At 53.9% G+C, this 18,524-nt stretch carries 16 protein-coding genes; 7 read left to right on the forward strand and 9 right to left on the reverse strand.

The genetic code is table 11. The features are described 5' to 3' along the window. Positions 1 to 428 precede the first annotated feature (428 nt). The 4 genes from BLP78_RS14285 to BLP78_RS14300 all read right to left on the reverse strand — a co-directional run bounded on the left by BLP78_RS14285 (position 429) and on the right by BLP78_RS14300 (position 3,052). On the reverse strand, positions 429 to 773 hold the full coding sequence (locus tag BLP78_RS14285) for a type II toxin-antitoxin system PemK/MazF family toxin (RefSeq protein ID WP_218118992.1): 345 nt from the start codon (positions 771 to 773) through the stop codon (positions 429 to 431). After that, the gene (locus BLP78_RS14290; protein WP_090460306.1) at positions 742 to 972 is read right to left on the reverse strand and encodes an addiction module antitoxin; all 231 of its coding nucleotides are present in this window, start codon (positions 970 to 972) and stop codon (positions 742 to 744) included. The genes BLP78_RS14285 and BLP78_RS14290 overlap by 32 nt, the downstream gene beginning before the upstream one ends. Positions 973 to 1,519: 547 nt before the next feature. Continuing rightward, positions 1,520 to 1,918: a YchJ family protein gene (locus BLP78_RS14295; protein WP_090460308.1), complete on the reverse strand. Its 399-nt coding sequence runs from the start codon at positions 1,916 to 1,918 to the stop codon at positions 1,520 to 1,522. A 141-nt stretch (positions 1,919 to 2,059) separates the two neighbouring features. Then, positions 2,060 to 3,052 carry a serine/threonine protein kinase gene (locus BLP78_RS14300; protein WP_090460361.1) on the reverse strand — a complete coding sequence of 331 codons (993 nt, stop codon included), beginning with the start codon at positions 3,050 to 3,052 and terminating at the stop codon, positions 2,060 to 2,062. Positions 3,053 to 3,905: 853 nt separating this feature from the next. Here BLP78_RS14300 and BLP78_RS14310 point away from each other — a divergent pair. Next, positions 3,906 to 4,607 (forward strand): SDR family NAD(P)-dependent oxidoreductase, encoded by a 702-nt coding sequence (locus tag BLP78_RS14310; protein ID WP_090460311.1) that lies wholly within the window; start codon positions 3,906 to 3,908, stop codon positions 4,605 to 4,607. 116 nt (positions 4,608 to 4,723) lie between these two features. On the opposite strand, the gene BLP78_RS14315 is transcribed toward BLP78_RS14310, so the two are convergent. The 5 genes from BLP78_RS14315 to uvrA all read right to left on the reverse strand — a co-directional run bounded on the left by BLP78_RS14315 (position 4,724) and on the right by uvrA (position 11,771). After that, positions 4,724 to 5,281 (reverse strand): NUDIX domain-containing protein, encoded by a 558-nt coding sequence (locus tag BLP78_RS14315; protein ID WP_090460313.1) that lies wholly within the window; start codon positions 5,279 to 5,281, stop codon positions 4,724 to 4,726. Between the two features lie 53 nt (positions 5,282 to 5,334). Beyond that, on the reverse strand, positions 5,335 to 6,702 hold the full coding sequence (gene phoR / locus BLP78_RS14320; protein WP_256330306.1) for a phosphate regulon sensor histidine kinase PhoR: 1,368 nt from the start codon (positions 6,700 to 6,702) through the stop codon (positions 5,335 to 5,337). Positions 6,703 to 6,733: 31 nt separating this feature from the next. Further along, a complete protein-coding gene (gene phoB, locus BLP78_RS14325) occupies positions 6,734 to 7,438 on the reverse strand; it encodes a phosphate regulon transcriptional regulator PhoB (protein ID WP_025041205.1) in 705 nt (234 codons plus the stop codon). Between the two features lie 150 nt (positions 7,439 to 7,588). Further along, complete coding sequence (locus tag BLP78_RS14330; RefSeq protein WP_090460317.1) at positions 7,589 to 8,923, reverse strand: glycerate kinase type-2 family protein; 1,335 nt, start codon at positions 8,921 to 8,923, stop codon at positions 7,589 to 7,591. Then, positions 8,910 to 11,771, reverse strand: coding sequence for an excinuclease ABC subunit UvrA (uvrA, locus tag BLP78_RS14335; protein WP_090460319.1), 2,862 nt, complete (start codon positions 11,769 to 11,771; stop codon positions 8,910 to 8,912). Before uvrA ends, BLP78_RS14330 begins: the two co-directional genes overlap by 14 nt. A gap of 172 nt (positions 11,772 to 11,943) precedes the next feature. Between uvrA and BLP78_RS14340 the strand changes: the two genes are divergently transcribed. The 6 genes from BLP78_RS14340 to BLP78_RS14365 all read left to right on the forward strand — a co-directional run bounded on the left by BLP78_RS14340 (position 11,944) and on the right by BLP78_RS14365 (position 18,524). Continuing rightward, a complete protein-coding gene (locus tag BLP78_RS14340; RefSeq protein WP_090460320.1) occupies positions 11,944 to 13,302 on the forward strand; it encodes an MFS transporter in 1,359 nt (452 codons plus the stop codon). Next, on the forward strand, positions 13,302 to 13,766 hold the full coding sequence (gene ssb, locus BLP78_RS14345; protein WP_090460322.1) for a single-stranded DNA-binding protein: 465 nt from the start codon (positions 13,302 to 13,304) through the stop codon (positions 13,764 to 13,766). Before BLP78_RS14340 ends, ssb begins: the two co-directional genes overlap by 1 nt. Positions 13,767 to 13,905: 139 nt before the next feature. Then, positions 13,906 to 14,793, forward strand: a complete 888-nt coding sequence (gene dinD, locus BLP78_RS14350; protein WP_090460324.1) for a DNA damage-inducible protein D — start codon at positions 13,906 to 13,908, stop codon at positions 14,791 to 14,793. A 208-nt stretch (positions 14,794 to 15,001) separates the two neighbouring features. Continuing rightward, the gene (locus BLP78_RS14355) at positions 15,002 to 15,295 is read left to right on the forward strand and encodes a ComEA family DNA-binding protein (protein ID WP_090460328.1); all 294 of its coding nucleotides are present in this window, start codon (positions 15,002 to 15,004) and stop codon (positions 15,293 to 15,295) included. A gap of 181 nt (positions 15,296 to 15,476) precedes the next feature. After that, complete coding sequence (gene cysM / locus BLP78_RS14360; protein ID WP_090460329.1) at positions 15,477 to 16,364, forward strand: cysteine synthase CysM; 888 nt, start codon at positions 15,477 to 15,479, stop codon at positions 16,362 to 16,364. Between the two features lie 108 nt (positions 16,365 to 16,472). Next, entirely contained in the window at positions 16,473 to 18,524 is a 2,052-nt protein-coding gene (locus tag BLP78_RS14365) for an intermembrane phospholipid transport YdbH family protein (protein ID WP_090460332.1), read from the forward strand.

Below are 18,524 nucleotides of genomic sequence, written 5' to 3' on the forward strand. Positions count from 1 at the left end.
AGGCCACAACCTGCGCAAGATCCTGCGCCGGTTGGCGCTTTTATGCGCCCGTTTTCGGATCAGCCTCAATCAATTGCTGGCAAGCAAAATACCAAACTTACAATTGACTGACTGAAAAACAAGTTTTTCAGGGACGACTACGGATCATGCACATTTTGCCTCGGGCGCAGCCGCTTCCAACAGCAGTACCGTGCCAAAGCCCGTCCTTGCCATCATCCATACTAGTCCCCGTGTTTGGGTGTGCTGTCTTTTTTGCCTGCGTTTGCCTCTGCCATGAATACGCCGATGGCAATAGTCACCATACTTACCAAGTCCTTGTATCTCATTTCTTTGGGTTGGTTATGAGAAAGGTTTTAGCGAAACAATGCTTCACCAGTTCCGGCTCGGAAATATCCTGATCCTAAGCATGGCTTGAAAGACGGCGACGTTTACCTGGGCATCCCCAAATGGACCAAGATTGCGTCCTCCACTGCCAGCATATCGGTTTTTGACAAGGCACCCAGCTGCTTTTTCAGACGTATCTTATCCGATGCCATAATCTGATCGGCCATCACCTTGCCCGGTTTTTCGTTAATCGTCACCAACGCCTCACCTGGATATTGGCGTTCTGTGTTACTGGTCAGAGGCACCACGACAACCCGCGCCAGATTCCGGTTGGCGGCGTCATTGCTGATAATGACGGCGGGACGTGTCTTATGAATCTCGCTCCCTACTGCCGGATCAAATTCAACCCACCACACTTCACCGCGCTTCATCGGCCATGTCTCTAGCAAGGGCGTTGCTCCAATCCCTTGCTTCAGTCTCACGTTCCTTGTCGGCAGCCATTGCGCGGTACCCATCATCCAGTGAGGTATCCATGACATGTGGTCTTACCAAGTCCTCAATAAACTGACTCATACGGCGTTTGCCAACTGTTCGGTAAAGTCCTTCGTACACCGCTTCATCAAGGGTAATGGTCATCCGTTTATGCATATCGAGTCTCCTAAACACGTTACACGTGTAACGTATCTTAACATAGCGTAAGCTAATACACTCACTCTAACTGGGTATGTGTCAACGCAAAGTAGAAATGTCCCTTCGGTGTTGCGATTGTAGGCAGTTAAAAAAGAAAAGCGGAAACGTAGACTTATCCACGGCGGCGGGCGTGGTCGCTAACCAGACCATGAACGTTCGCCGCGGTGGGTAAGCCGGTCAAGAGGAAGGTAAGCCTGATGTGTTTGATTTTTTGGGTTTTACCCATTGCTGTAGCAAGTCGAAAAGAGGGTGGTTTGAAGTCGTCAGGCTGACCAGCAAAGCGCGTATGCGCAAGACGCTGGTGGTGATCAAAGAAGCATTGAAACGACGGTGCCACGAGCCAACGCAAGAAACCGGGCAATGGCTTGAGCGCGTCGTACGCGGTGGCACATTACGATGCCGTTTAGGCAGGAGGTGTCCATTCCATTGCCCTACGTCTTACGCGCTACGACATGCGACCTGACATTTATAACGCTTAAGAAGACTGATTGCTCCGCTTCAGAATCTAAGACGCTTCGCCATCAATATAGAACCACTGCCCGGCCTCGCGCACAAAACGGCTGATTTCATGCAAACGACGCGCCCGACCGTCCACCTTATAGCGCGCCACAAATTCCACCAACATACTGTCCGGCTCTAGCTGTTCATGACGCCTCACTTCCAGCCCCAGCCATTTGCAGTGCGCGCTGTGCGGTTTGTTTGCAAGTTCAAGTGAAGAGGGACGTGTACTGTGGTGCCAGGTCCTCAGCAGATAATCTTCACGACCGAGGGTATAGGCGGTGTAGCGTGAGCGCATCAATGCTTCTGCAGTGGGAGCCGCTTCGCCATCATCCAGATAGCGGCCGCAGCAGCCGACGTATGTTTTGTTGCGGTCCGATAAAGGGGAGCGTGGCCGGGTTCCCATCGGTTTCGCTGTTTCCTCTGTGCAGCCGCATGGGCAGCACATCGTTTTCGCATTTATATCCATATCCACCGAAAGCTGCAAGATTTGTCTGAATTTCTCAAATTATTATTTTTGCCACAACATGAACACATGTGAGCAACGTTACGCCTGCCACAGCGGCGGCTCATCCATCAGCGCAATCTGTTCGTACAACTCAAGGATGCGATCCTGCCAATAGCGCTGGGTGTTGAACCACGGGAACGCCTGCTTGAAGGCGGGATCATCCCAGCGCTGCGCTAGCCAGGCTGCATAATGGATCAGGCGCAGCGTGCGTAGCGCCTCGACCAGATGCAATTCGCGTTGGTCGAAATCGCAAAAATCCTCATATCCGGCCAACACGTCGCTCAATTGCCGTACCATATCGGAGCGGTCCCCCGACAACAACATCCACAGGTCCTGCACTGCCGGTGCCATGCGACTGTCATCAAAATCCACAAAGTGCGGACCGTCGCCCGTCCAAAGCACATTGCCCGCATGACAGTCACCATGCAGACGCACGGCGCTCACTTCACCCGCGCGCGCAAAGCAGTGGCTGACGCCATCCAGTGCCTGATTCACCGCACTGCGATAGGCTGCATTGAGATCAGCCGGAATGAATTCATGCGTCAGCAGATAGTCTCGCGGTTGTTTGCCGAAGCTGGCTATATCCAGTGAGGGACGTTCGCGAAACGGCTTGAGTGCGCCAATGGCGTGGATGCGTCCGAGGAATCGCCCCATCCATTCCAGCGTGTCGCGGTTTTCCAGTTCGGGCGCACGGCCGCCATGTTTTGGAAAAACAGCGAAGCGGAATCCTTCAAAATTGTGCAGGGTTTTTCCATTCAGCACCAGCGCGGGCACGACAGGGATTTCGCGCTCGGCCAACTCCTGAACGAAGGCGTGTTCTTCCAATATCGCGGCATCCGTCCAGCGTTCGGGGCGATAAAATTTTGCCACCAGCGGCGCGCTCTCTTCCATGCCGATCTGGTAGACACGGTTCTCGTAGCTGTTGAGCGCCAACAGGCGGCCATCGCTGCGGAAGCCCACGCTTTCCAGCGCGTTCAACACACAATCGGGAGGGAGTGTAGAAAAATTTTGGGGCGGGTTACTCGTTTTTATCACTGTCAATCACTCTAGCCCGGATGTTTCATAAATTGGCGCGCGCCCTTGCTGGTCTTTTGTTCCGTATGAAAATTTCGTTCAGTCGGGCATATGAATAACTACGCCACTCTTTCACAAAATCTCCCAATCCTGCGATCATCACGCGAATTTATGAAACATCCGGGCTAGATGAAGCGGTGCCGGGTTTCTTTTTTTCACGGGGTGGGAGTTGCGTACTGTCAGTTTTTCAAATCGGAAGGACTATACCGTAAACGACTGGTGAGTGGCTACTTGCGGTATTCGTATTCGGGAGTGAAATAATGGTGTCTGACCCTGAGGGCCTCCCCGATTGCTTGAGGTCGAGAACCGATGGATATTCAGGCGTCTATCGAGGAAAGCTCCATAAAACTTTCGATACTGGTGCCCTGCGCGGGCTTGTCGGTCGGGAGATGGCGGGTTCACACCAAGGCCATGAGCCCATGCATACTGTGCCAGGTTGGCGAATTTCGGCCCCTTGGCGTGCCTGAACCACCTTCAAAAATCCGGTTTGCTTTCTTTTCAAAATACAAACCTGCGGCTTGAATTTACGCTACCACTGCACTATGCATAATAAACATGGGTGATATGAGACGAGGTATGCCGATATCGGATTCTCATGCGTCGTTGTTCTTTGGTTCAACAAATTTTTTGCTTTAAAATAAACCCTTGCCCAACCATTTTCTCAATGGAGATCATATCGCCTCCGAGCGATAGCGCACTACCTAAAAAATATCATCTGTGCCAAGCAGATAGCCTGATCATCGCTGTGCGGTTTACCATTGTTATATAGTCAACCTGTACGGCCAACTGCTTCTTCATTGGAGTCAAATAAATGGATAAAGGAGTTTGTGTGATTGTCGGTGCCGGTCCTGGTAACGGCGCTGCTATGGGCGCGCGGTTTGCGGAGGATGGTTATCGGGTGGCGCTTTGCGCCCGCAATAAAGAGAAACTGAATAAAATCGCCGGGAAAATAAAGGGTTCCCGTGCATTTCAGTACGATGTCAAGGATACGGAGACCGCATCCGAGGTTTTTGCGCAAATCCGCCAGCAGTTCGGCCCGGTGGATGTTCTAATATACAACGCTGGCGCAGGCGCATTTCAGAACATAGATGACGCGACGCTGGAAAGTTTCCAGGACGCTTGGGAAGTCAATTGCCGCGGGCTGTTCCAGACAGTAAAAGAAGTGCTTCCCGATATGCGCGCTGCGGGAACCGGTAACATAGTCATTATCGGCGCGACCGCATCAATTAAAGGCGGCGCCAACTTCGCTCCTTTTGCGTCTGCAAAAGCGGGCCAGCGCGGTCTTGCGCAATCATTGGCGCGGTACCTCGGCCCTGAAAGGATTCATGTCAGCTACGTGATCCTCGACGGTATCCTGAATTTGCAGCGAACCCGGCAGCACATGGAAGGCAAGCCTGATGAATTCTTCATGGAACCTTCTCAGATAGCGGAAGCCGTTTACTTCCTCACGCAACAGCAATCACAGGCCTGGACATTCGAGCTTGATCTTCGGCCTTTCGGAGAGAAATGGTAAAAGGGAATTGCTCGATTAGAGCGAAAAGCAGCAGCAGGTTTATGGGGCGCAACGGAGGAAGCAGGAAGTTATAACGGCGTAGCGATCGTGCCTGGCGAATCGAAACCGCTTATCATTTACCATGTGCCATTCAATAGCTTCTCTGCCCAAAACAGACCGGAAACCGTTTTATTGTCGGATATTTTTCCCGTTTTTACCCACTCCAGCGCCGTCGGTAATCCTAAAGTGAGCACCTCCAGATGCTCGCCGTCATCCAGGCTTGCGCCCCTGAAGGTAAGACCTTCCGCAAGGTAATAGATCAACTTCTCGTCCGAATAACCGATACAAGGGTGCAAGGTGGCGATATAACGCCAGCTTTTCGCCGTGTAGCCTGTTTCCTCCAGTAGTTCCCGTTGGGCACACCTGAGCGGGTCTTCGCCAGCATCGATTTTTCCGGCAGGCAGCTCATAAAACTCCCGCTGCAGGGGATAGCGATACTGGCGTTCCAGCACCAACTCGCCATTGTCGAGCAACGGTATGATGACTACCGCGCCGGGATGCTTGATGTATTCGCGTACTGCGACTTTGCCGTCAGGCAACCGGGCTTGATCCGCTCGCACATGGAGAAGCTTGCCATCGTACACATTCTCGCTGCTGAGCGTTATTTCCGTAAGATCGAGGTGTGGTTTGAGCATAAAAGCAACCTTGAAAACAAATGAGCTGGAAAATAAGCAGTCAACTACCGAATTCAGGATGACGGGTTCGTTTCATCCGGAGGGCTATATGCTTGCGCTACCGGCGATTTAGTCGCCTCCTGTTCAATCAACCTCGCAGATGGGAACCAGGCACTGAAAAGGCTACCTTTGCCGAGTTCGCTGACGATATCAAGTTTCGCATGATGGCAAGTCAGCACATGCTTGACAATGGCGAGGCCCAGTCCGGTACCCCCCGTTTCACGCGAACGCCCATGGTCAACCCGATAGAATCGTTCCGTAAGACGCGGGATATGCTGGGGTTCAATGCCCATGCCGCTGTCCTGAACAGAAAATACGCCTTGTCCATCGTGCATTGCCCAATTCAAAGAGATATCCCCGCCGCCAGGGGTGTAACGGATGGCGTTGCTGATAAGGTTACCGAAAGCGCTACGCAATTCGTCCGTGTTACCCAATAATTTCGTGTCGGTATCGAGATTGAGGCTGATGCGGTGGCGCCCGGCACTCAAGGATTGTGCTTCATCATAAAGCTTCCGTAACATTTCGGGAACATCGACGTTCCCTTCCCGGGCCATGTTTTCCGTATCTTCCAGCCGCGACAGCGTCAACAGATCTTCCACCAGACTTTGCATCCGCTTGGTTTGATCGGTCATCAGCGCCAGCGCCCATTTGCGTGTTTCAGGATCTGAATGACCTTCTTCCGACAGTGTTTCGAGAAATCCGCCAACCACCGTCAGCGGCGTGCGTAGTTCGTGCGACACGTTGGCGACGAAATCCCGGCGCATGGTCTGGATTCTTTCAAAGCGCGTCACATCACGGCTGAGCAGCAGCTTCTGTTTATCCCCATAGGGCACGAGCTGTAGCGAAAGAGTCAGTCCCTGATGCCGGGACTGCTTGATTATCAGTGGTTCCGCGTAATTTTGGGCGGCAAGGTATTTAGTGAATTGAGTTTGACGCATCAGATGGGTAATATGCTGACCCGTATCAACACCTGCGTTGATGCCCAGATGTTTCTCTGCTACGGGGTTGCACCACTCGATGCGGTCTATCTCATCCATGATTACCACGCCTTCCGGCATCGCCGAGGTGGCGCGTCGCAGAAGTTCCAGCGCGGAGCTGATTTGCCGATGTTTCTGGCTTTGGTCACGCTTCAGGCGAGTCAAGCGTGCAAATACATCTCCCCATCTTCCGAAACCGGCAGGTAATCTGGATTCTTCAGCCTGAAGCCATTTGTCGAGTATCGTCAATTGACGCCAGTGATAAATGACCAGCAGCAGCAGCGCGACATTATAGAGGGCTAATGTCGCGAGCGTACCCAGCATTGTCAGGAGTAGCCCGGTTACAACCGTAATCAGGACCAGGTTGGCCCCATGCTCCCGGAAACGCTCCCAGAAACTGGACACGTGAGCTATTTGGAAGAATAAAGCGGGATCATTACCCCATGCTCGCCGTCAGCACCGCGGAAAGCCGATAGCCCGATCCCCTCACCGTCTGCACCAGTCCATCCTTACTGACTGTCTCCAATGCCTTGCGTAATCGGCGGATATGCACATCCACAGTGCGATCCTCGACAAATACATGATCTCCCCATACCTGATCGAGCAGCTGAGAACGGCTGTATACACGCTCAGCGTGAGTCATCAGAAAATGCAGCAACCGGAATTCGGTAGGACCCAGCACCACTTCATTGCCGTCGGCGGTTACGCGATGAGCAGCCGAGTCGAGGTGCAGCCCGCCGATCTCGACCATATCGTCGGCTGCTTCGGGCGAGCGCCGCCGTAGCACCGCCTTGATTCTCGCGAGCATCTCACGCGGAGAGAAAGGCTTGGTAATGTAATCGTCGGCGCCGATTTCCAACCCCGCCACCTTATCGCCTTCTTCTGCGCGAGCCGTAAGCATGATGATAGGAATTGTTTTGGTGCGCGCGGTGCGCCGCAGCACGCGGGCGAATTCGATTCCGCTCATTCCCGGCAGCATCCAGTCGAGCAGCACCAGATCCGGTAGCGCATCATTGATGATTTCCATGGCTTCTTCCGCATTTCGTGCGGAAAAAACGATATGTCTGGCTTGCCGCAAACTATATGAGATTAAATCCTGGATCGCTGGTTCGTCTTCAACTACCAGTATTGTTGCTGCCATCGGCACATTCCTTCTATTCGTGATTATTTCTCTTCGATTTTGATTGTCCTTATATTGCGATGATATGTAAACAATATTGCGGTTTCGTGACACTTGCATCCTCCCTTTGCCAAATGCAGAGCGTCTTCCAGGTCCTGCCGCGCGCCGGCTTTACAAGATCAGGATAACGCGGTAGTCATTGACGTTCGTGCGGGTTGGGCCGGTAACGATCAAATCACCAAGCTGCTGAAAGAACCTATAAGAATCGTTGCGGGCAAGCAATGCCGATGCGTCGATCCCCGCCTGGCTTGCACGGTCTAAGGAATCAGGCGCGGCAATCGCACCGGCATTGTTTTCCGTTCCGTCTATGCCGTCGGTATCGCAGGCGAGCGCATGAATATTCTCTGCACCAGCGAGCTCAACGGCAAGAGATAACAGGAATTCAGTATTCCGTCCGCCACGTCCGCGATGGGTGCTATGGTCACCATAGGCACCATTTCGCTTTTTACCCAACGTAACGGTCGTTTCGCCGCCCGAGATCAGTGCTAACGGGGGTCTCCAAGGGTGCCCATACCGGCGGATTTCCCTGATCAAGGCCGCGAAGACCCTGGCGACATCGCGCGACTCGCCGGTAACGGAGTCGCCCAGTATTACAGCGGGAATGCCTTGAGTACGAAAATATTCGGCGGCGGCCACCAACGATTCGTGCGCGGTAGCGATCACCCGATTTTCTACGCGACTGAATGCCGCATCGCCGGGTTTGGGCGTCTCGCCAAGCTCGCCCCTGATACCTGCGAGCAATATTTCCATCACGGCATCGGGTGCCTGGATGCCGTGATACTCGATGATTGCGAGCGCATCCGCGTAGGTTGTGGGGTCCGGTGCGCAAGGGCCGGACGCGACATGGGTTGGATCGTCGCCGGTTACGTCGGAAATTATCAATGCCAGTACTGGCGCGCGGCTTGAAGCTGCAAGCCTCCCCCCCAGGACAGCGGAAAGATGCTTGCGGACGGTGTTGATCTCTTGAATTGTCGCGCCACAGCGGAGCAGTTCCGCGGTGACAATTCGGAGATCGCTCAACGATATACCCGCTACCGGCAGCGATAGCAAACTCGACCCGCCGCCGCTCAACAAGCAAAGCAGGAAATCATCAGCGCCGAGTTTTTTTACTTCGGCCAAAAGATTGCGTGTGGCTTTTTCACCCTGTTCATCGGGCACCGGATGTCCGGCTTCGATAACCTGGATCCGATCGAGCGGCAAGCCGTGATCGTAGCGGGTGAGAACGATACCATCCAGCGCCGCATCTTTTTGCCAATGTTTTTCCACTGCCAGCGCCATCGCCGCCGCCGCTTTGCCGGCACCGACCACCAGCGTACGACCCCGAGGTAATCGGTGAGGCAATGGTGGCGGCAAATGCCGGGGTACTACAAGCAGGGGATCGGCTGCGCTGACTGCGGCATGAAAGCTATTGAGCAGAAGGTTGCGGGCATGCTTATGAACGCTCATATTCACGTTGCCGCTGCTGATTATGAGCTGAGGAACCGAGCGCCGTTTTCAGGTAGCGTCCGGTAAAACTCTTTTCGTCCGCTGCTATTTGCTCCGGCGTTCCCTGGGCAATGATCTCTCCGCCACCCCCGCCGCCTTCGGGGCCAAGATCGATAATCCAGTCGGCGGTCTTGATCACATCCAGGTTATGTTCGATCACGACTACGGTATTGCCATGGTCGCGCAAGCGATGCAACACTTTCAGCAACAGATCTATGTCCTGGAAATGCAGGCCTGTCGTAGGCTCGTCCAGAATATAGAGCGTGCGGCCGGTGTCACGCTTGGAAAGTTCAAGCGACAGCTTTACCCGCTGGGCTTCGCCCCCCGAAAGCGTGGTCGCGGACTGGCCAAGGGTGATATAGCCAAGGCCGACATCCAGCAAGGTTTGCAGCTTGCGGGCCACAACTGGCACGGGGCTGAAAAACTCGCGTGCCTGTTCCACCGTCATATGCAGAATTTCGTTGATGTTTTTTCCCTTGTACTGGATCTCCAGGGTTTCGCGGTTATAGCGCTTGCCATGGCAGACGTCGCATGACACATATATATCCGGGAGAAAATGCATTTCAACCTTGATCATGCCGTCGCCCTGGCAGGCTTCGCAGCGCCCGCCCTTGACGTTGAACGAGAATCGCCCGGGTCCATAGCCGCGCTCGCGCGCTTGGGGAACACCGGCGAACAACTCCCGGACTGGCGTGAACAAGCCGGTATAGGTGGCCGGGTTTGAGCGCGGTGTCCGCCCGATGGGGCTCTGGTCCATGCTGATGACCTTGTCGAAAAAGGCCAATCCATCCAGATTCCGGTATGGCGCGGGCTCTGCGGTGCTGCCATATAGATGGCGAGCGGTTGCATGGTAAAGCGTTTCGTTGATAAGCGTGGATTTGCCTGAACCGGATACGCCGGTTATGCAGACGAATAATCCGACAGGCAGGTTGAGATTGACGTTCTTCAGGTTATTGCCGGATGCGCCTTCGATCCGGAGCCAGCGATCGCTTTTTGGTTCGGTGCGTTTTTCCGGCAGCGCGATGGCCAGTTCACCCGAAAGATATTTACCGGTGAGTGAGCCGGGGTCCTGTTGAATAGCCTCGGGTGTTCCCTGTGCGATGATCAATCCGCCATGCTCGCCCGCACCCGGACCCATGTCCACCACATGATCGGCGGTAAGTATGGCGTCCTGGTCATGTTCCACCACGATGACGCTATTGCCGAGATCGCGCAGATTCTTGAGCGTTTCCAGCAAGCGTCCATTGTCCCGCTGGTGCAGCCCGATAGACGGCTCATCCAGCACATACATCACGCCGGTCAAGCCTGATCCGATCTGGCTGGCGAGGCGGATGCGCTGGGATTCTCCACCGGACAAGGTGTCGGCGGAACGGTCCAGCGACAGATAATCCAACCCGACATTGTTGAGAAATAATATGCGGCTGGAAATCTCCTTGACGATTCTCTCCGCGATGGCAAATTTGTGCCCCGTCAGCGTTACCTGATCGAAAAAAACCTTCGCTTCCTTCAGCGGCAGTGCGTTGACTTCATAAATAGCGCGCCCTCCCACGTGGACATGGCGTGCTTCGCGGCGTAACCGGGTTCCGCCACATTCAGGGCAGGTTTGGGAATTGAGGTATTTCGCCAGTTCCTCACGCACGGCGAGCGATTCGGTTTCCTTGTAACGCCGCTCCAGATTGGGAATGATGCCTTCAAAGGTATGCTTGCGATAGTTGCGTTTACCGCTCTCGCTCAAATACGAGAATGAGATTTTTTCCTTGGCCGACCCATGCAGGACGATATCCTGCAGATTCTCGGCAAGCTGTTCAAAGGGTATTTCCAGATCAAAATCATAGTGGTTGGCAAGGCTCGCCAGCAGCTGGTAATAAAATTGATTACGCCGATCCCAGCTCTTGATCGCGCCGGAAGCCAGCGACAGATGAGGAAACGCCACCACCCGCTTAGGGTCGAAAAAAGTTATTTTCCCCAGGCCGTCACACTTGGGGCACGCACCCATCGGGTTGTTGAAGGAAAATAAGCGAGGTTCGAGTTCCGGCAGGGAGTAGCTGCATACCGGACAACTGAACCTGGCCGAAAAAAGATGCTCATGGCCCGAATCCATTTCCACCGCCAAGGCGCGTCCGTCGGCATGGCGAAGCGCGGTTTCGAACGATTCCGCCAGTCGCTGCTTGGAATCGGGTGAAACTTTGAGCCTGTCCACCACGACTTCCACCGTGTGCTTTTTATTTTTTTGCAACTTCGGCAGCGTATCGATCTCATGCACTTCACCATCGATTCGCAACCGCACAAAGCCCTGCGCGCGCAGCTCATCGATCAAATCCATTTGCTCGCCCTTGCGACCTACCACCAGCGGCGCCAGTATCATCAGCCTGGTTTCCGCGGGTAGTCGCATGACATGATCGACCATTTGCGAGACGCTTTGCACCGTCAGCGTGATGCCGTGATCAGGACACTGCGGATCGCCCACGCGCGCAAACAGCAGGCGCATGTAATCATGTATTTCAGTAACGGTGCCGACGGTGGAGCGCGGGTTATGCGAAGTCGCTTTTTGCTCTATGGCGATGGCGGGAGACAGCCCCTCTATCAGATCGACGTCGGGTTTTTCCATCAATTGCAGAAACTGGCGCGCATATGCCGAGAGCGATTCCACGTAGCGCCGCTGGCCTTCCGCATACAAGGTGTCGAACGCGAGCGAAGACTTGCCGGACCCGGACAAGCCGGTGATGACGATCAGTTTGTTTCGCGGCAAATCAAGACTGATGTTTTTGAGATTGTGCGTACGCGCACCGCGAATTTTTATAAGTTCCATCGACTGCTTCCATTTGGCTGCTCATAGACTACCTGCGACGACATGCTGTTACTTGGGCTATCCATAACATCCTGAGCCGAGGCTATCTGAGTGCCGGTCAAACCTGTTAATATACGCAACTTTCCGCATTTCCCCAATCTGATTCATGTCCTCCTCATTACCTCCCGATAAAATGTCGCCCATAGAGCTGCGCGCTACAGCCGGCCTGGCGGGAATTTACGGGCTGCGCATGTTGGGGATGTTCATCATTCTGCCGGTATTCGCGTTCTATGCCGAGCATCTCCCCGGTGGCGCCAGCTATACGCTGGTTGGTATCGCGCTTGGCGCATATGGGTTGACTCAGGCCATACTGCAAATTCCGTTTGGTTGGCTGTCCGACCGTATCGGCCGCAAACCTGTCATTTACATCGGATTGATTCTCTTCGCAATCGGCAGTTTTGTTGCCGCATCCGCCACCGATATTTACGTGGTGATCCTTGGGCGCGTCATCCAGGGTGCGGGCGCGATTTCCGCAGCTGTGATGGCGCTTGCCGCCGACCTTACCCGTGAAGAGCACCGGACCAAGGCAATGGCCGCGATCGGCATGACCATAGGTGCGACCTTTGCACTCTCATTGATCATCGCGCCAGCACTGAATCGCGTGATCGGTGTGCCGGGAATTTTTGCCATGACCGGCGTGCTGGCATTACTGGCAATGGTGGTTGTTTTCAAAATCATTCCCGATCCGGTAATCAGCCGCTTCCATTCCGATACCGAAGCATCCGCCGGCCGCTTTCAGAATGTGTTGCGCAACCCGCAACTGCTGCGCCTGGATTTCGGTGTGTTTGCATTGCATGCGACATTGATGGCGCTGTGGCTGGTGGTGCCGTTGTCGTTACGAACAACCGGACTGGCGGCGGACCACCACTGGCAGGTATATTTGCCGGTACTGCTCCTTTCCATGGTATTGATTGTTCCGGCGATCATCTATGGTGAAAAGAAGGCCAAGCTCAAACAGATATTCGTTATTTCGGTGGCTGTATTGCTTGCCAGCCAGGTTATGCTGGCATATGCATTCGATTCGCTATGGGGTACTACCTTGGCGTTGCTGGTGTTCTTCACCGCCTTCAACCTTCTGGAAGCGACTTTGCCCTCGCTCATTTCCAAGATTGCGCCGGTGGGTGCGAAAGGCACCGCCATTGGCGTCTATAGCAGCGTCCAGTTTCTCGGTGCATTTGTAGGTGCAACCGCAGGCGGCTATTTGTATCAGCATTACGGGGCCTCTGCACTCTATGCGTTTTGCGGAGCCCTATTGACATTATGGCTTATTTTTGCCGTTACGATGAAAGCTCCCGCCGCTGTACGCACCAGAATGTACCATGTGCAAGAGATGGATACAGGCAGGGCCAGCGGTCTATCCCGCCAGCTGGCGGCGCTGCCCGGCGTGCATGAGGCGCTGGTGCTGGCGAGCGAAGGCGTGGCCTATCTGAAAGTGGATATGAGAGGTTTCGACGAAGAAGGCGTTGTTCAATTATTGGGGGGAGAAGCATAATGGCATCAGTCAACAAGGTAATACTCATTGGCAATCTCGGCAAAGACCCCGAGACGCGTTATATGCCAAATGGCGACGCCGTGACCAATATCACTTTGGCGACCACGGAAACCTGGAAGGATAAAAACGGCGAAAAACAGGAAAAAACCGAATGGCATCGCGTCACCTTTTATCGCAAGCTTGCTGAAATCGCCGGCGAATATCTGAAAAAAGGCCGTCCGGTATATGTGGAGGGACGGTTGGAAACGCGCAAGTGGACTGACAAGGCGGGTGTTGAGCGCTATACCACCGATATCATCGCCAGCGATATGAAGATGCTGGGCAGCAAACCCGGCAGCGCCGGTTTCGATTCGGACAGGGAAGGGCGGGACGAGAGCAACTTTGCGCCGAGCCCATCGGGGAGTAAAGCACCCGCTAAAAGCAGCAGTGGGTTTGATGATATGGATGATGATATTCCGTTTTAGAACATATTCTTTTATGGCTAACCCATACTCGGCGTCACGCAGGTTTTTATTGTTTATGAACTTTCTGGTTGAGTGGAGAAACGCAACCTTAATATAAGTACAAGAACAGACTCTGTTCACCATTGATGGAAGTTGAATAATGGCGAAGAAGGATGAGGTTGCGATTGCCGGGCAGTCGTTTGAAGAGCTCAAGCAAGTCAACGAACACAGTGCCGAATACTGGAGCGCCCGTGCACTGCAGCCCTTATTGGGCTATAGTCAGTGGCGGCGTTTCGAGCAGGCTATAGAACGTGCCATAACATCTTGTAAAAACTCGGGTAACCCGTACGAGTATCACTTTGCCAATGCCGGCAAACCGATCATCGGAGGCAAAGGTGCTGTTCAGGTTGTGGATGACTACCACCTTTCCCGTTTTGCCTGCTATCTAATTGCCCAGAACGGTGATTCGCGCAAATCCGAGATTTCTCAGGCTCAGCAGTACTTCGCCGTTCAGACGCGTCGTCAAGAGCTATCCAATGAGTTGGCGGTTGATCTGGAGCGACTCGAACTGCGCAAGCAAACCACGGAAGAATTCAAGGCTCTCTCCGGCGCGGCGCAACAGGCTGGTGTGCAGAGCCGCATGTTCGGCACTTTCCACGACGCTGGGTACAGGGGCTTGTACGGTGGCTTGGGCAATGATGCCATCAAGGCGAGAAAGAGCATTCCTGCTAAAGAACAATTGATGGATCGTATGAACGCCACTGAACTGGCTGCCAACCAGTTCCGCATGACTCAGACTCGTGACAAGTTGGCGCGCGATGACGTGCAAAACCAGATCCAAGCCATACAGGCTCATGAGCAAGTAGCGCGTGAAGTACGTGGTGCGATCAAGCGCATCGGCGGTACCTTGCCAGAAAATATCCCACCTGCTGAGCACATTAAGGAAGTGGAAAAGCGCATCAAGACTTCCAGCCCGAAATTGGAACTGGACGAGCGCGACGCTAACGGCTTGCTAGGTCGGAAGATCGAGAGTGGCGAGACGCCGTAAACAAGCAACTGCTGATAACGATCTGGATTGGCGCCGGGCGGAGCTGGTGTGATGGTGCAATGCTGTATCTGACCTGCGTAAGTCCTGCGATACGGCTGCAAAAGAACTGTCTAAAAGGTGATATATTTTTGATGTTGCATGTCGCATCGAATAATTTTCAATAATACTGGGATAGTGGCAGCCATATCGTGAGCTTGAGAAAAAATTTATGAAAAAACTGTTAATCATCATTGTTACACTATTCGCATTTACCGGCGCTGCCTACGCAGCCGTTAACATCAATACCGCAACCCAGGCCGAGCTTGAAACGCTTCAGGGGATCGGTCCGGCCAAAGCCAAGGCCATTATCGATCATCGCAAGAAGAATGGGTCTTTCAAGTCGGCTGATGGCTTGGAGAAGGTCAAGGGCATCGGTCCTGCTACGTTGAAGCGGTTGCGCAAGGACATAACAGTAGGCGGCGCTACTACGGTTAAGAAAGAAAATAAACCCACGCTGAAGTAAACAACAACTCTTATTGATTAAATGATCCGGTAGAACGGGTGGAGGCTTTAGCCGCAACCCATCGTATCATTGGTCGATGGGTTGCGCTTCGCTTCACCCATCCTGCTATCCTATCTGTAGCGTCGCGCAAGCCGGAACGTGTGCGATAATCCGACATATCTTTTTTGCAAATTACATCGTCATGTACAAAACCATAGAAGATTTTGTCGGCAACACGCCGCTGGTAAAACTCAAGCGCCTGCCGGGGAATACCAGCAATGCCATCCTCGTCAAGCTGGAGGGTAATAATCCTGCTGGTTCGGTGAAAGACCGTCCGGCGCTATCGATGATTACGCATGCGCAAGAGCGCGGCGATATCAAGCCGGGCGATACGCTGATAGAAGCGACCAGCGGCAACACCGGCATCGCGCTGGCGATGGCGGCGGCGATAATGGGTTATCGCATGGTGCTGGTGATGCCGGAGCACCTCAGCATTGAACGGCGGCAATCGATGAAGGCGTTCGGCGCGGAAATCGTACTGACCTCGAAGGAGGGCAGCATGGAAGAAGCGCGCGATGTGGCCGAGCGCATGTGTGATGAGGGGCGCGGCGTGATACTTGATCAGTTTGCCAGTCCTGACAACCCGCGGGCGCATTATGAAGGCACCGCGCCCGAGATCTGGCGAGATACCGGAGGTAAAATTACCCATCTGGTGAGCAGCATGGGTACCACCGGCACGATCATGGGTTGCTCTCGATATTTCAAGGAAAAGAATCCTGCGGTTCAGATCGTCGGCGTGCAGCCGGAAGAAGGTTCCCAGATTCCCGGCATTCGCAAATGGCCGGAAGCATATCTGCCAAAGATCTATGATGCCAGCCGGGTAGATCGCATCGTGCTGGTTTCCCAGGCTGAAGCCGAGGAAATGACCCGGCGGTTGGCGAGTGAGGAAGGAATTTTCGCGGGGATTTCATCGGGAGGCGCACTGGCGGCGGCACTCAGGATTTCTGCAGAAACCGAGAACGCGACAATCGTTTCGATTGTTTGCGACCGTGGCGATCGCTATCTTTCCACAGGTGTTTTTCCCGCCTGAGTATCGTAAACCTATGCGCGTAATGCAGCCGAGGAGCGGAATGTCGTCGGCCTGCAAGTTTGACACGCAATATGCGGTACACGTAAGCCGTGTTTGGCCGGATGAATAATGGTAAAGCTGCTCGTCATAATATTGCCGGCATTATTCATTGTTACCTTATCCGCATATGCCGGTCCTTTAATTACCCTTTCCGCCGATGATGTTCATAGTCCTTTCTTAAATGCAAAAGGGGTTCGGGTCAGCCTGGCTGGTCCGCAAGCATCACTGCTGGAAGTAAGGCTGGATGAGGTCGCGATACAGGGAAAAGTCTGGCGCGATTTGCATTTTTCCTGCCACAAATTTCAAGTCGCTAATGACTGGATTCGCTGTGAGGATGGCGTGCTGAAGCTATCCGGATCGGCGCCGCTACCTGTATCGTTTGATTTCTCTTCCCGCAACAAAATACTGGATCTAAAAATCACGACTGGTGCCAGAGGAGCCGTTGCGGACTGGAGATTATCCGCGCAGTGGGGAAAGCCGATTTGGGAAGGCATGCTGACTGTAACAAATGGAGAGGTGGCGCGTATTGCCGAATTGCTGCCAGAGGCAGAAAAGAACTTATTGCCCGTGCCTGCAAAGGGAAACATGAACGGCACGATCAACCTGCGCGGCGCTGCCGGCGGACTTGCTGGCATTGAAGCGCATCTGGCGGTGGATGGACTGGCGTTCAGCGACGCCAGTGGACTGCATGCCGGCGAGAACATCAGCGTTGAAGTTAACGCGATGGCTACGCGTGACGAGCGCAATGAAGGAAATTCATGGGCGTGGCACGCTGATGTGAATTGGCCGAGTGGCGAAGTGTTCTGGCAACCGGTTTATTTTGCCGCGCAGGGCCATCGTTTCAGCGGCAGCGGCGAACTGGATGAAAGCACCATACGATTGCGCACGGGAAAGCTTGTGCTTTCGAATATCGGGGAGATGAATTTATCGGGGTTGATTGACCGGCCAGGAAACACCCTGCGCGATTTCGATTTGAGCGCCGACAATCTCGAATTGTCTACCCTGTTCAGTCAAGTGCTGAAACCTTTTCTCGTCAATACCCCGGTCGCTGAGTTACAGGCTGCGGGACATGCGGGAATCCAATGGCGTTACCGGAATAACGCCCACGAATTCCTTCAGGTCGATTTGCGCGATGCCTCGGTGGAAGACGGGCATGGACGCTTTGCATTTCGTGGTGTCGACGCCAGTATTCCCTGGCAAGCGCCACGGAACCAGGGGAACGTGGAATCGACAAAAGCGGCTATCCGTATCCAGAGCAGCCAGTTGGGAAAGATACCCATAGGCCAGGTAGACATTCCTCTGGAAATCGACGGGTCGAATCTTCGCATCCCGCGTTTGACGTTGCCGGTGCTTGACGGTGAGCTTACGCTCGAAAATTTCAGTGCATCGCGGCAAGCTCAAGGCTGGGTATGGCAATTCAGTGGTGGACTCTCGCCCATATCGATGCAAAAACTGACTGAAGCGTTGGGAACTCAGCCAATGAAGGGCACGCTGTCAGGTGAGATACCCAGGGTGAGTTACAATGGCTCAACCGTCGTGGTGGATGGTGCGCTCCTTTTCAGGATATTCGATGGCACCATAGAGATGGGGAATTTGAAGTTGCTGGATCCGTTGGGACCTGCGCCATCACTTCTGGCGGATCTGGATATGCGCAATCTCGATCTGAACCTGCTCACCGGCACGTTTTCGTTCGGTAATATGCAGGGGCGCATTGATGCCGCGGTCCATGGCCTCGAACTCTTCAATTGGAAGCCGGTAAAGTTTGATGCCAGCCTCATGAGCAGTTCGGGCAGCTATCCGCGCCGCATCAGCCAGGCTGCGGTACAGAATATTTCCTCTCTTGGCGGATCGGGGGCGGCTGCTGCGATCCAGCGCAGTTTTCTGGGCTTTTTCGAGCAATTCGGCTATTCGAAGATCGGCTGGAGCTGTTCATTACGCAACGGAATTTGCCACATGGGCGGGATAGAGTCGGAGCCGCTGCCGCATGGCTATCTCATCGTCAAGGGCGGCGGAATCCCGGCCATTACAGTGATAGGCTATAATCGCGATGTGGATTGGTGGGAACTGGTGAGCCGTCTGCAACGGATCACCCAGGTAGAAGCCAAACCCGTCATTCAGTAG

Source organism: Nitrosospira sp. Nsp1, assembly GCF_900100985.1.
Taxonomy (GTDB): Bacteria; Pseudomonadota; Gammaproteobacteria; order Burkholderiales; family Nitrosomonadaceae; genus Nitrosospira.

Coding starts and splice junctions, on each gene's coding strand:
- BLP78_RS14330 (WP_090460317.1), bottom strand. CDS start 8,923: ATGAGCGTTCATAAGCATGCCCGCAACCTTCTGCTCAATAGCTTTCAT.
- BLP78_RS14355 (WP_090460328.1), top strand. CDS start 15,002: ATGAAAAAACTGTTAATCATCATTGTTACACTATTCGCATTTACCGGC.
- BLP78_RS14315 (WP_090460313.1), bottom strand. CDS start 5,281: ATGCTCAAACCACACCTCGATCTTACGGAAATAACGCTCAGCAGCGAG.
- BLP78_RS14310 (WP_090460311.1), top strand. CDS start 3,906: ATGGATAAAGGAGTTTGTGTGATTGTCGGTGCCGGTCCTGGTAACGGC.
- dinD (WP_090460324.1), top strand. CDS start 13,906: ATGGCGAAGAAGGATGAGGTTGCGATTGCCGGGCAGTCGTTTGAAGAG.
- cysM (WP_090460329.1), top strand. CDS start 15,477: ATGTACAAAACCATAGAAGATTTTGTCGGCAACACGCCGCTGGTAAAA.
- ssb (WP_090460322.1), top strand. CDS start 13,302: ATGGCATCAGTCAACAAGGTAATACTCATTGGCAATCTCGGCAAAGAC.
- phoB (WP_025041205.1), bottom strand. CDS start 7,438: ATGGCAGCAACAATACTGGTAGTTGAAGACGAACCAGCGATCCAGGAT.
- uvrA (WP_090460319.1), bottom strand. CDS start 11,771: ATGGAACTTATAAAAATTCGCGGTGCGCGTACGCACAATCTCAAAAAC.
- BLP78_RS14295 (WP_090460308.1), bottom strand. CDS start 1,918: ATGGGAACCCGGCCACGCTCCCCTTTATCGGACCGCAACAAAACATAC.
- BLP78_RS14365 (WP_090460332.1), top strand. CDS start 16,473: ATGGTAAAGCTGCTCGTCATAATATTGCCGGCATTATTCATTGTTACC.
- BLP78_RS14290 (WP_090460306.1), bottom strand. CDS start 972: ATGCATAAACGGATGACCATTACCCTTGATGAAGCGGTGTACGAAGGA.
- BLP78_RS14340 (WP_090460320.1), top strand. CDS start 11,944: ATGTCGCCCATAGAGCTGCGCGCTACAGCCGGCCTGGCGGGAATTTAC.